This window comes from Rhodococcus sp. WS3, assembly GCF_003797085.1.
GTDB classification, from domain to species: domain Bacteria; phylum Actinomycetota; class Actinomycetes; order Mycobacteriales; family Mycobacteriaceae; genus Rhodococcus_F; species Rhodococcus_F globerula.
Map to the genome: position 1 here is coordinate 1,230,511 of NZ_RKMA01000003.1, position 12,564 is coordinate 1,243,074.

At 63.9% G+C, this 12,564-nt stretch carries 10 protein-coding genes; 2 read left to right on the forward strand and 8 right to left on the reverse strand.

Annotated elements, in window-relative coordinates:
* Nucleotides 1-28: 28 nt before the first annotated feature.
* From prfA to argS, 8 genes are all read right to left on the reverse strand, one after another.
* The gene (prfA, locus tag EEB13_RS26945; RefSeq protein ID WP_033236097.1) at nucleotides 29-1,108 is read right to left on the reverse strand and encodes a peptide chain release factor 1; all 1,080 of its coding nucleotides are present in this window, start codon (nucleotides 1,106-1,108) and stop codon (nucleotides 29-31) included.
* 147 nt (nucleotides 1,109-1,255) lie between these two features.
* Nucleotides 1,256-1,489, reverse strand: coding sequence for a 50S ribosomal protein L31 (gene rpmE / locus EEB13_RS26950; RefSeq protein ID WP_033236138.1), 234 nt, complete (start codon nucleotides 1,487-1,489; stop codon nucleotides 1,256-1,258).
* 235 nt (nucleotides 1,490-1,724) lie between these two features.
* Nucleotides 1,725-3,872 (reverse strand): transcription termination factor Rho, encoded by a 2,148-nt coding sequence (gene rho / locus EEB13_RS26955; protein WP_116104285.1) that lies wholly within the window; start codon nucleotides 3,870-3,872, stop codon nucleotides 1,725-1,727.
* 468 nt (nucleotides 3,873-4,340) lie between these two features.
* A complete protein-coding gene (thrB, locus tag EEB13_RS26960) occupies nucleotides 4,341-5,285 on the reverse strand; it encodes a homoserine kinase (protein WP_033236137.1) in 945 nt (314 codons plus the stop codon).
* Nucleotides 5,286-5,329: 44 nt separating this feature from the next.
* Nucleotides 5,330-6,412 (reverse strand): threonine synthase, encoded by a 1,083-nt coding sequence (gene thrC / locus EEB13_RS26965; protein WP_033236095.1) that lies wholly within the window; start codon nucleotides 6,410-6,412, stop codon nucleotides 5,330-5,332.
* A complete protein-coding gene (locus EEB13_RS26970) occupies nucleotides 6,409-7,722 on the reverse strand; it encodes a homoserine dehydrogenase (protein ID WP_033236094.1) in 1,314 nt (437 codons plus the stop codon). The genes thrC and EEB13_RS26970 overlap by 4 nt, the downstream gene beginning before the upstream one ends.
* Nucleotides 7,719-9,140, reverse strand: a complete 1,422-nt coding sequence (gene lysA / locus EEB13_RS26975) for a diaminopimelate decarboxylase (protein ID WP_033236093.1) — start codon at nucleotides 9,138-9,140, stop codon at nucleotides 7,719-7,721. The genes EEB13_RS26970 and lysA overlap by 4 nt, the downstream gene beginning before the upstream one ends.
* Nucleotides 9,137-10,789 (reverse strand): arginine--tRNA ligase, encoded by a 1,653-nt coding sequence (gene argS, locus EEB13_RS26980; RefSeq protein ID WP_045071326.1) that lies wholly within the window; start codon nucleotides 10,787-10,789, stop codon nucleotides 9,137-9,139. The genes lysA and argS overlap by 4 nt, the downstream gene beginning before the upstream one ends.
* Nucleotides 10,790-11,006: 217 nt before the next feature.
* Between argS and EEB13_RS26985 the strand changes: the two genes are divergently transcribed.
* The gene (locus EEB13_RS26985; RefSeq protein WP_095888645.1) at nucleotides 11,007-11,834 is read left to right on the forward strand and encodes a DUF3105 domain-containing protein; all 828 of its coding nucleotides are present in this window, start codon (nucleotides 11,007-11,009) and stop codon (nucleotides 11,832-11,834) included.
* Nucleotide 11,835: 1 nt separating this feature from the next.
* Nucleotides 11,836-12,543 carry a DUF305 domain-containing protein gene (locus EEB13_RS26990; RefSeq protein WP_410055782.1) on the forward strand — a complete coding sequence of 236 codons (708 nt, stop codon included), beginning with the start codon at nucleotides 11,836-11,838 and terminating at the stop codon, nucleotides 12,541-12,543.
* Nucleotides 12,544-12,564 lie beyond the last annotated feature (21 nt).

Below are 12,564 nucleotides of genomic sequence, written 5' to 3' on the forward strand. Positions count from 1 at the left end.
GAAATTCACGAGTTGTCATGTCGCCCGCCTATTCGGCTGCGAGGCGGGCCTCGCGGTCCGCCTTGCCCAGTGCGTCGAGGAGCGGATCAAGCTCTCCGTCGAGAACGGCGTCGAGGTTGTGCGACTTGAATCCGATGCGGTGATCGGTGATGCGGTTCTCGGGAAAGTTGTAGGTGCGGATACGTTCCGAGCGGTCGACGGTCCTGACCTGGCTCTGGCGTCCGGCGGAAGCTTCCGCGTCTGCGGCTTCCTCCGCGACAACCTGCAGACGAGCGGCCAGCACCTGCATGGCGCGGGCCTTGTTCTGAAGCTGCGAGCGTTCGTTCTGGCACGTGACCACAATTCCGGTGGGCAGGTGAGTAATTCGCACCGCGGAGTCGGTGGTGTTGACGCCCTGGCCACCCTTGCCGGACGAGCGGTAGACGTCAATGCGCAGGTCACCCTCGTCGATCTGAACCTGTTCGACCTCTTCGGGTTCCGGGTACACCAGGACACCGGCGGCGGAAGTATGCACACGTCCCTGCGATTCGGTGACGGGCACGCGCTGGACGCGGTGAACGCCGCCCTCGAACTTGAGTCGTGCCCATACGCCGTCTGGGGTATCGGACTTACTCTTGATCGAAATGGTTGCTTCTTTGTATCCACCGAGATCGGAGACCGTCGCATCCAGGATTTCGACGCGCCAGCCGTGACGTTCCGCGTAGCGGACGTACATGCGGGCCAGGTCGGAAGCAAAGAGTGCCGACTCCTCGCCGCCTTCACCCGACTTCACTTCGAGGACGATGTCGTCACCGTCGTGGGGATCACGCGGGGCAAGTTGATCGGTCAGCGTCTGCTCGAGCTGTGCGACCTCGGCCTCGAGGTCCGGAATCTCCGCGGCAAAGCTGGAATCGTCGGCAGCGAGTTCACGCGCGGCTTCCAGATCGTCCTGCGCAGCAGTGAGCTTGTTGTACGTCGACATGATGGGCGAGAGCTCGGCGAACCGCTTTCCGACACGGCGGGCGGCCGTCGGGTCGTTGTGCAGCGCCGGGTCGGACATCTGCGCTTCGAGACCGGCATGTTCTGCCAGGATGTCGTCGATGGCCGAGGGCTTGGTTGCGCCTGCCATGGTTCGCTCCGCTCTGAGTTTTCGTTTCCTACGGTGCGCGCTTAAAGATAATTCGACGCTACTACCCGGGAAACGCGCAAAACCGAGTGCAGGCACAAAAAAGCCGACGCCCGATCCGCAATTGCAGATCGGGCGTCGGCGGAACAGCTAGTCTTCGGTCTGAACCTTGCTGTCTGCGCGCTTGCCGTAGCGAGCCTCGAAGCGAGCAACGCGTCCACCGGTGTCGAGAATCTTCTGCTTGCCCGTGTAGAAGGGATGGCACTGCGAGCAAACCTCGACGTTGATGCGTCCGGACTCTTTGGTGCTGTGAGTCTCGAACGTGTTACCGCAACCGCAAACGACGGTGGTCGCTACGTAGGTTGGGTGGATTCCTGCCTTCATGGTGTCCCTTTCAATGGTCGCCGGGTCGACGTCGCCAATCGACATCGTGAACCGGAACCGGACTCGGCCGTTCAGTATGCCAGACGTGGTGGTAGAGCCGGTAATCCGCGTCTGAACTTGCTGAAGGAAGTGGGCTGTACGAATTCCATAACGCACTCCCCCGTCAGTTTGTTCCACAGACGCGAAAAACCCCACAGCCAAATCGGCTGTGGGGTTCTTCTTTCGTGACCGAAGATCAGTCGTCGATTGCGCCCGGTGCGGTCTTGGAGACCTGCATCAGGAACTCGAGGTTGTTCTTGCTCTTCTTCAGACGGTCGATCAGCAGATCGATGGCCTGATGCGAGTCCAGCCCGGACAGCACACGACGCAGCTTGTGCAGCACAGCGGCTTCGTCGGGGCTCAGGAGCAGCTCGTCCTTACGCGTACCGGACGGGTTGACGTCCACAGCCGGGAACACACGACGTTCGGCGATCTTGCGATCGAGCTTGAGCTCGGCGTTGCCGGTGCCCTTGAACTCTTCGAAGATCACGGTGTCGCCGGTGGAACCGGTCTCGACCATCGCGGTAGCGATGATGGTGAGCGAGCCACCGTGCTCGATGTTGCGGGCAGCACCGAGGAAACGCTTCGGCGGGTACAGAGCCGTGGAGTCGACACCACCGGAGAGGATGCGTCCCGACGCGGGCGACGAGTTGTTGTACGCACGACCCAATCGAGTGATCGAGTCGAGCAGAACCACGACGTCCTTGCCCATTTCCACGAGACGCTTTGCGCGCTCGATGGCGAGCTCGGCGACCGAGGTGTGGTCTCCCGGCGGGCGGTCGAAGGTCGAGGAGATAACCTCGCCCTTCACGCTTCGCTGCATGTCGGTCACTTCCTCGGGACGCTCGTCCACGAGGACGACCATGAGGTAGCACTCCGGGTTGTTGGTCGCGATGGCGTTGGCGATCGCCTGCAACACGCTGGTCTTACCGGCCTTGGGCGGGCTCACGATCAGGGCGCGCTGGCCCTTACCGATGGGCATCACCAGGTCGATGACACGCGTCGTCAGAATGTTCTGCTCGGTCTCGAGACGCAGACGCTGGTTCGGGTAGAGCGGCGTGAGCTTGTTGAACTCGGGACGCTTCTTCGCAGCCTCGACATCACCACCGTTGACGGTGTCGATACGCACCAGCGGGTTGAACTTCTGACGCTGATTGCTCTGGTCGCCGTCACGGGAGACCCGGACAGCACCGGTGATGGCATCGCCGCGGCGCAGACCGTTCTTGCGGATCAAGTTCATGGAGACGTAGACGTCGTTGGGTCCGGCGAGGTATCCCGACGTACGCACGAACGCGTAGTTGTCGAGTACGTCGAGGATGCCGGCTACCGGCTGCAGGACGTCGTCCTCGCGGATCTCGGTCTCGCGTGACTCGCTGGGTGCACCGCCCTCGCCGCGTTCGCGGCCACGGCCACGACGCTCACGGAAGCGGCGTCCGCGACGTCCGCGGCCACCCTCTTCGTCGTCGTCCGGACCGTTGTTGCGGTTGTCAGTGCGCGGGCCCGCATTGTTCTGGCCGGCGTTGCTCTGATTTCCGCGATCCTGACGGTCTTGACGATCCTGGTTACCGCGCTGGCCCTGGTTATCGCGCTGACCTTGGTTGTCGCGCTGTCCCTGGTTGTCGCGCTGTCCCTGGTTGTCGCGGTTGTTGCGCTCGCGGCGGGGACGCTCGGTGGTCTGCTCGGCAGAGCCGGACTGTTCGGAATCGGTCCGGGTCTCGGCGCGCTCGTTCTGCTTACGCTCGACGGGTGCTTCAGTTGCCGGTGCTACAGCGGCCGGTGCGTTAGCAGCCGGTGCCGACTCCTGCTCGATGTTCAGCTCGCCCTGGTCGGGTGAACCGGCGCGACGTGCAGCGCCGCGACGCTGACGGCCACGACGAGGGGCTCCCGCCTCGGCTTCTTCGGACGTGTCGGTACGCGTGGCTGGTGCTGCTGCGGCGGGCTCGGCTGCGGGAGCTTCGACAGGAGCCGGAGCTTCGGCAGTTTCGGTGCGCGCGGCGCGGGTGCTCTTGGCGCGTGTGCGGGTAACCGGTGCGTCGTCGAGCGTGAGTTCACTCTGAGCGGGTGCCGCCTTGGCGCTGCCGCCCTGACGTTCCTTGATCGCGGCGATCAAGTCGCCCTTGCGCATCCCGGAAGTGCCCTTGATGCCCAGTTCACCGGCAAGACTGCGCAGTTCGGTGAGCACCATGCCGGAGAGCCCGGCGCCACGACGTGCGTCGGCACGCTTCGTGGAGGTCGCCACCGCACCACTGGGTGCTGAAGATGACGCCTGAGAATTGTCGCCTGACTGCGCCCCAGCGGAATTCGCCTTGGGTGCAGTGGTGGCGATGAGGTCCGTATCGGTCACGGAGGTCCTTTCCTTCCCTCACTTGCGCGGCGCAGAGTCGAGGGTTCGTCCCGAAGTTTCGATTGATTACCGAACTCGGAGGTGCCGTACTTAGTTGCATGTCGAGAGTTGCATGTCAAGAACTACCGGCTTGCCCGTCATCAACATGGCCGTCGGAAACCGGTGCTCGAACCGCCCCTGTTTCAAACCGACATGCTGTCGCACACCTGCCGCGACTGACGAAACATCGACGGATTGTGCCGTCGAGGATTCAGACCTTCCCGAGAAGGTACAAGTGCGAGGATCACGTCAAGGATTGTGGACCCCAATTCCCGACTGGGTAGGAGTTTGGCCCCTTGATGATGCACCGGCGACTGACGCGCACGATGTACGGACATTGCCAGGATAGCGCCGATCCACGAGTCCGGCAAGATTATCCGAAACCCGCGTGTGTCACTTCACTTCCCTGGCAACCGGGCGGGAGCCAACTCAGTCCAGGGTCGGACGAACCTCGACACCGGAAGCAATCTCGAGTTCGAGAACTCGGAGACCGTCGGCTCGCGCCGCCTCAGCCAACTGCTCGGGCAACGGTTCCGTGCTCAGCGCGAGCACGGTGGGGCCTGCGCCGGAAACGGTAGCCGCGATACCGGCCTCACGAAGAATCGAGATCCATCGTGTTGTCAACGGCAACGCGGGCGCGCGCTGGCTCTGATGCAGACGATCTTCGGTGGCTGCCATCAACAGATCCGGACGCGTCGTCAGGGCGACGACGGCCAGAGCGCTGCGGCTTGCATTGAACGACGCATCCTGGTGCGGAACCATCTCGGGAAGCAGTCCGCGGGTGTGCGCGGTGGAGGATCGTTCTTCCGGAACCAGTGCTACTGCACGGATATCGGGATGAACGTCGAGTTTTGCGGCCGAGTAGATCGGCTCGTCGCCATCAACGATGGACGGGCAACTCCACGACACCACTGCGCCGCCCAGGACACTCGCCGACGCATTGTCCGGGTGCCCTTCGAACTCGGAGGACAACTGGACCAACTGCTCGTCGGTAAGGCCGATCTCGGCGTCGAGTGCACGGGCCAATCCGTTTGCGGCAGCAAGTCCGCCCACTGCCGCCGACGCGGACGAACCGAGCCCACGCGAATGCGGGATCACGTTGCGGCACAGCACATCCAGGCCACTGGCCCACACACCGGCAGCTTCGAGTCCGCGCTCGATGGCCCGAACGACCAGATGCGAAGGGCCCCAGGGCACGTCTGCGGCGCCCTCACCTTCGACCTGGATATTCAGGCCGGAATCCGTTGTGGTGACCACGATTTCGTCGTACAGCCCCAGAGCCAAGCCGAGGGTGTCGAACCCCGGCCCCAAGTTTGCACTCGAGGCCGGGACGCGTGCGGTCACCGAAATACCGACAGGCAGGGTTCTGGTCATGTCAGATACCGGATTCCGCGGAGTGGTTGACGAGTCCACGGACACTATGCAAGCTCGAGGGCAGCCGCAACGGCAACGGGATCAACACCGATGGGCTCGACGTTCGGCATGCCCTTCAGAGCGGTATCGGGATCCTTGAGGCCGTTACCGGTCACGGTGCACACGACGGTCAGTCCGGGCTCCAGCCATCCTTCGGCGCGGGCTGCGAGGAGCCCGGCAACGCTCGCTGCCGACGCCGGCTCCACGAAAACGCCTTCGGTGGCAGCGATCAGACGGTAGGCCTCGAGGATCTTCTCGTCGGTTGCGGCGCGGAATGCGCCGTTCGACTCTTCCTTGGCCGCGACAGCGCCGTTCCAGGATGCGGGAGAACCGATCCGGATTGCGGTGGCGATGGTCTCGGGATCCTTGACGGGCGCACCGTTGACCAGCGGTGCGGCTCCGGCTGCCTGCACGCCGAGCATGCGGGGCCTGACCGTGGTCAGACCGTCCGCGTAGTACTCGGAGTATCCGCGCCAGTACGCCGTGATGTTTCCGGCGTTTCCGACCGGGAGTGCGTGAACGTCGGGAGCCTTGCCCAGGACGTCCATGATTTCGAATGCCGCGGTCTTCTGGCCTTCGATGCGTACCGGGTTCACAGAGTTGACGAGACCGATGGTCGGGAACTCCGCAGTGGTCTTGCGTGCCAGTTCGAGGCAGTCGTCGAAGTTGCCCTGGACCTGAATGATCTTGGCGCCGTGCATGACTGCCTGAGCGAGCTTGCCCATGGCGATCTTGCCCTGCGGGATCAGGACGGCGCAGGTCATTCCGGCCTTGGCGGCGTACGCGGCAGCCGAGGCAGAGGTGTTGCCGGTGGAGGCGCAGAGCACGGCGCGCTGGCCACGAGCGAGGGCGTCGGTGACGGCCATCGTCATGCCGCGGTCCTTGAACGAACCGGTGGGGTTGAGGCCCTCGACCTTGAGGTAGACGTCGCAACCGGTGATTTCGGAGAGATGACCGGCCGGCAGGAGCGGGGTGCCGCCCTCACGCAGGGTGACGGTCTTCCAGTTGTCGCCGATTGCCAGACGATCCCGGTATGCCTCGATGAGTCCCGGCCAAGCTTTGTGGACGGGATTGACGATGCCGGTCATTGTTCAGTGCCTTCCAGTCGCAGCACGCTGGTCACAGCGGTGACGAATTCGAGTTCGTTGAGGGCCGCCACGGTTTCGGAGAGAGCCGCGTCGGTTGCTACATGAGTGACGACCACCAGTCGAGCGCCGGCGCCGGCACCTTCCTGACGGACGACGGAGATGCTCACGCCGTGCTTCGCGAACTCGGCGGCGACTGCGGACAGCACGCCTTCCTTGTCCGCCACCTCCATGTTCACGTAGTAGCGCGTGAGGATGTCGCCCATCGGAGCGACCTTGAGCTTGGCGTACTTGGATTCGCGGGGGCCGCGGCCACCGTGAACCTTGTTGCGCGCCGCCATCACGAGATCACCCATCACCGCGGAAGCGGTGGGAGCGCCGCCTGCGCCCTGGCCGTAGAACATGAGTCGGCCGGCGTTTTCCGCTTCCACGACAACGGCATTGAATGCGCCGTTGACGGTGGCGAGCGGGTGAGTGAGCGGAACAAGCGCTGGGTAGACCCGCGCGGAGATCCGTTCCTTGCCCTTGGGCGTGACGATTCGCTCGCAGATCGAGAGCAGCTTGATCGTGCAGTCGAGTGCCTTCGCCGACGCCAGGTCCGCGGAGGTGATGGTGGAGATTCCTTCGCGGTACACGTCGGCGGCGGTGACGCGGGTGTGGAACGCGATGGACGCGAGGATCGCGGCCTTTGCTGCGGCGTCGTAGCCTTCGACGTCTGCGGTCGGATCGGCTTCCGCGTATCCGAGGCGGCCGGCTTCGGCGAGGGTTTCCTCGTAGTCCGCGCCCGTTTCGGCCATCGCGGAGAGGATGAAGTTGGTGGTGCCGTTCACGATTCCGGCAACCTTGTTGACCCGGTCGCCTGCGAGCGACTGCGTCAGCGGGCGGATGACCGGGATCGCGCCGGCGACTGCCGCCTCGAAGTACAGGTCGACCGAGTTTGCTTCGGCTGCCTCCGCCAATTCACCGGTGTGGTCCGCGAGCAACGCCTTGTTGGCGGTGACGACGGACTTGCCCGAATTGAGCGAGGAGAGGATCAGCTTTCGCGGCAGCTCGATTCCGCCGATCACCTCGACGACGATGTCCACGTCCTCGCGAGCGACGAGAGATTCTGCATCCGTCGTCTGCATGTCCTCGGGAATTCCGCGGTCGGAGCCGATACGACGAACGGCAACTCCCCGCAGTTCCAACGGAGCGCCGACACGAGCTTCGAGCTCCTCGGCCTGCTCACGAATGATGCGGACGACTTCACTTCCGACGTTACCGAGGCCGAGAACGGCCACACCGATAGCGCGATGCGCCGATTGGCTCGTCACTGCGATACCTCCAAGCTGAGCAGATCTTCCACTGTTTCCCTCCGCAGAATCACGCGTGAAACTCCGTCACGCACCGCCACCACGGCTGGGCGGGTGAGCAGGTTGTACCTGCTCGACATCGAATAGCAGTATGCACCGGTCGCTGCTACCGCAAGTAAATCACCAGGTCCGACGTCCTCGGGCATCCAGGTGTCCCGAATGACGACGTCACCGGATTCACAGTGCTTTCCGACAACACGTGCAACAACAGGATCGGCCTCGGATGTACGTGAGACCAACTTGGCTTCGTACTCCGCACCGTAGAGCGATGTGCGGATGTTGTCGCTCATGCCGCCGTCGACGCTGATGTAGCGGCGTGTCAGTGCGCTGCCCACCGTGACGTCCTTGATGGTGCCGACCTCGTAGAGCGTCACCGTGCCTGGTCCGGCGATGGCGCGGCCGGGTTCGACGGCCAGTGTCGGCTCGGGCAGTCCGGCCAGTGCCGATTCGTTGCGCACGATGTGGCCGAGCTTGGCTGCGAGTTCGTCGACGGGCGGCGGGTCGTCGGACGGGATGTACGAAATTCCCATGCCGCCACCGAGGTCGATTATCGAGATCTGCTTGGTCTTCTCGACGCCGAACTCCGCGACGACGTCGCGAAGCAGCCCGATGACGCGATGGGCTGCCACCTCGAAGCCGTCGACGTCGAAGATCTGCGAGCCGATGTGGCTGTGCAGTCCGACGAGGCGCAGGTTGTCGGCGGCAAAGACGCGGCGCACTGCGTCGATTGCCGCTCCCCCGGCCAACGAGAATCCGAACTTCTGATCTTCGTGTGCGGTGGAGATGAATTCGTGGGTGTGCGCTTCGACGCCGACGGTCAGGCGGATCAGCACGTCCTGGACAACTCCGGCCTCACCGGCGACGCGGTTGAGGCGCTCGATCTCGACTGCAGAGTCGAGGACGACGTGACCGACACCGGCAGCAACACCGGCCGTCAGCTCGGCGACGGACTTGTTGTTGCCGTGCATGGCAATTCGCTCGGCCGGGAAATCGGCGTGCAGTGCGATTGCCAATTCGCCGCCGGAGCACACGTCGAGTGACAGACCTTCGTCGGCAACCCAGCGTGCGATCTCACCACACAGGAATGCCTTGGATGCGTAATGCACCTTGGCATCCGGGCCGAACGCTCGGGCCATGTCGCGGCAGCGTGAACGGAAATCGTCTTCGTCGATGACAAACAGCGGCGTGCCGTACTTCTCGGCAAGCTCGCTGACCTTGACACCTGCCAGGGTTACTTCGCCGTCGTCGCCGCGAGCCGCGTTGCGCGGCCACACCTGCGGCGAGAGTTCACCGAAAGCCTCGGGACTGGTGGGACGGTCGGGCAGACCGGGGGCCTGCAACTGCTCGGCATGCTTGGGGCCGGCGGGGTGCGCGTTCACATCTGCTCCGGTGCGGTGACGCCGAGCAGTTCGAGGCCGTTGGCCAGGACCTGCCTGGTGGCGGCGCAGAGTGCCAGACGCGCGCGGTGCACGTCGGTTGCGTCTTCGTCGCCTTGCGGAAGGATGCGGCACGCGCCGTAGAAGCGGTGGTACGCACCCGCGAGTTCTTCGAGGTAGCGAGCAATACGGTGGGGCTCACGCAGGTTCGCTGCACTGGACACGACGCGAGGGTATTCGCCGATCGTGCGAATGAGATCGCCCTCCTGCTCGACCGTGAGCAGGGCGAGGTGGCTCGCGTCGGCAGAAAGTCCGAGGTCTGCGGCGTTGCGGGCGATCGCGGAGAGGCGGGCATGCGCGTACTGGACGTAGTAGACCGGGTTCTCGCTGCTGGTCTTGGTCCACAGATCGAGGTCGATGTCGATGCTGGAGTCCACGGACGAGCGGATCATGACGTAACGCGACGCGTCGACGCCGATGGCTTCGACCAGGTCGTCGAGGGTAATGACGGTGCCTGCGCGCTTGCTCATCTTGACGGCGGAGCCGTCCTTGACGAGGTTGACCATCTGTCCGATCAGGACCTCGACGGTGTCCGGGTCGTCACCGAATGCGGCAGCGGCGGCCTTGAGCCGACCGATGTATCCGTGGTGATCGGCGCCGAGCATGTAGATGCACAGATCGAAGCCGCGGGCGCGCTTGTCCTGGAAGTAAGCAATGTCACCGGCAATGTAGGCAGCGTTGCCGTCGCTCTTGATGACAACGCGGTCCTTGTCGTCGCCGTAGTCGGTGCTCTTGAGCCACCAGGCACCGTCCTCGTGGAACAGGTTGCCCGAGCTTTTCAGGGACTCGACTGCCTTTTCGACTGCGCCGGATTCGAAGAGCGAGTTCTCGTGGAAGTACACGTCGAAGTCGACACCGAAGTCGTGGAGCGTCTGCTTGATGTGCGTGAACATCAGATCGACGCCGATGGCGCGGAAGGTTTCCTGCTGCTCGTCGGCAGGCAGGTCCATGACGTCCGGGCGCTGCTCCATGACGGTCCGAGCGATGTCGGCGATGTAGGCGCCGGCGTAGCCGTCCTCGGGTGCCGGTTCACCCTTGGCCGCGGCGATCAGCGAACGCGAGAAGCGATCGATCTGGGCGCCGTGGTCGTTGAAGTAGTACTCACGTGTGACCAGGCCGCCCTGCGCGGACAGGATGCGTCCGAGCGCGTCTCCGACTGCGGCCCAACGGGTTCCACCGAGGTGAATCGGTCCGGTGGGGTTGGCGGAGACAAATTCGAGGTTGATCTTCTTGCCGGCGAGGGAATCGCCCGAGCCGTACGACGGACCGGCTTCGAGAACCGATACGACGATCGCGCCCTGGGCGTCTTTGTCCAGCCGGATGTTGAGGAAGCCAGGTCCGGCGATCTCGGCGGATTCGATTCCGTTGGCTGCGGTGAGGGCTTCGGCAAGCCAGCCCGCCAGCTCGCGCGGATTCGTGCCGACCTTCTTGGCTACCTGCATGGCAATGTTGGTGGCGTAGTCGCCGTGCTCGGGGTTGCGAGGACGCTCGACTGTCAAGGTTTCTGGGAGCACCGAGACGTCGAGGCCGCGTTCGGCTAGGACGCTCGCAGCGGTTCCGCGGAGCAGTTCGGCAAGGTCAGCTGGAGTCACAGGTATTCATCTTATTGCCTGCACACTCGAGGTGGAGACTCGCCTCGCGCCGGGCCGCCTGCGGGTAGGCTGACGACCGATTTGGGCGTGTCGCACGCCACTCTCCCAGATTGCCCTCAGACTCGGAAAGTACAGTGGTAATGCCCGAGCTACCGTCACGTACGTCCGACGGGAGGGTCTGCTGCATATTTGCCCACACACCGAAAGAGCCCAATCGATGCCAAGCGGTTCGGATAGTCGCGGTCCCAATAATAAATCCGGGGCCAAATCAGCCAAAGCCATCAAGGCTGCCAACAAGGGTGGCCGTCCGGCCAAGAAAGGCAAGGGAGGCGTTCCCGCCCCTCGCCAGATCCCGTGGCTGACGATCGGCGCCGGTGCGCTCGTGCTTGCACTGATTGCAGTGCTCGCCGTCAACTTGTGGCCGAAGGTCGAGGAGCAGCAGGCGCTGGAGCCCTATAAGTACAGCTCGGAGAACAAGGATCCGTCCGACAAGATCGACGGTGTCCTCAAGATCGAGTACCCGGCCGGTCAGCACGTCGAGGCCACGCAGCGCGTCGCCTACGACCAGACCCCGCCGTTCGGTGGACCGCACGACTCCACGTGGGCGAACTGCACCGGCACCGTGTATGCAGACCCGATCCGGACCGAGAACGCAGTCCACTCCCTCGAGCACGGCGCCATCTGGATCTCGTACAACCCCGATCTTGTCGACCAGGACCAGATCGACAGCTTGGCGACACGCGTCAGCGGCAAGTCCTACATGCTGATGTCGCCGTACCCGGGCCAGAGCAGCCCCATCTCGCTCCAGTCGTGGGGCCATCGCCTCGAAGTCGACAACGCCGACGACGAGCGCATCGACCAGTTCATCACCGCGCTGAACCAGAACCCGAATACCTACCCCGAGGTCGGCGCCAGCTGCTCCAACCCGCTGTTCAGTCCGGAAACGTCACCGTTCGATCCCACCGCTCCGGGCCCCGACGCCGTTCCGATGGACGGCGCAGGCACCACGGCAGCTACCGACGAGCAGATTCCCGCGGGTGGATAACGTGCCAGACACCGACCAGCCGTCGAAGCCCAGTCAGCGCACCGCGCTGCTGATCATCGGGTTGATCGGCGCTATCGCAATCGGCTTCGCCCTTGGTGCGCTCACCAACATGTTGGGTCCAGACGCCGAGTCCTCACTGACTGTCCCGGCATCAGACTCCGTCGATGTGGGCTTTGCGCAGGACATGAGCGTGCATCACAGCCAGGCCGTCGACATGGCATCCATCGCGCTGACGAAGTCCACCGACAACGACGTACGCACGGTGGCCTACGACATCTTGACCACGCAGCAGAATCAGCTCGGCCAGATGCAGGCCTGGCTGACGATGTGGGACCAACCCCTCAGCAAGGTCGGCCCGTACATGGAGTGGATGTCGTCCGACTCGTCTGGGCACAGTTCGCACGGGACCTCGAGCACGATGGACATGGATCATTCGGGCCCGGTCGACACCATGCCGGGCATGGCGTCACCCGAGGACCTGGCCGCACTGCGCGCCGCGTCCGGCACCGAACTCGACGTCCTGTTCCTGCAGCTGATGTTGCGTCACCACGAGGGCGGACTCCCGATGATGGAGTACGCCGCAGCCGATGCCACCGAGGGCCCGGTGCGGTCCCTGGCACAGACGATGGTCGACACGCAGCAAAGCGAGTCCGCACTGATGACCAGCATGCTGGCCGCGCGCGGAGCCGCTCCACTGCCGATGAATTAATCCGGCTCTTTTCCAGACCCG

What these genes read in the sequence shown, in the direction of transcription:
- prfA (WP_033236097.1), bottom strand. Translation starts at nt 1,108, where the DNA reads ATGGCAGGCGCAACCAAGCCCTCGGCCATCGACGACATCCTGGCAGAA.
- rpmE (WP_033236138.1), bottom strand. Translation starts at nt 1,489, where the DNA reads ATGAAGGCAGGAATCCACCCAACCTACGTAGCGACCACCGTCGTTTGC.
- thrB (WP_033236137.1), bottom strand. Translation starts at nt 5,285, where the DNA reads ATGACCAGAACCCTGCCTGTCGGTATTTCGGTGACCGCACGCGTCCCG.
- thrC (WP_033236095.1), bottom strand. Translation starts at nt 6,412, where the DNA reads ATGACCGGCATCGTCAATCCCGTCCACAAAGCTTGGCCGGGACTCATC.
- EEB13_RS26985 (WP_095888645.1), top strand. Translation starts at nt 11,007, where the DNA reads ATGCCAAGCGGTTCGGATAGTCGCGGTCCCAATAATAAATCCGGGGCC.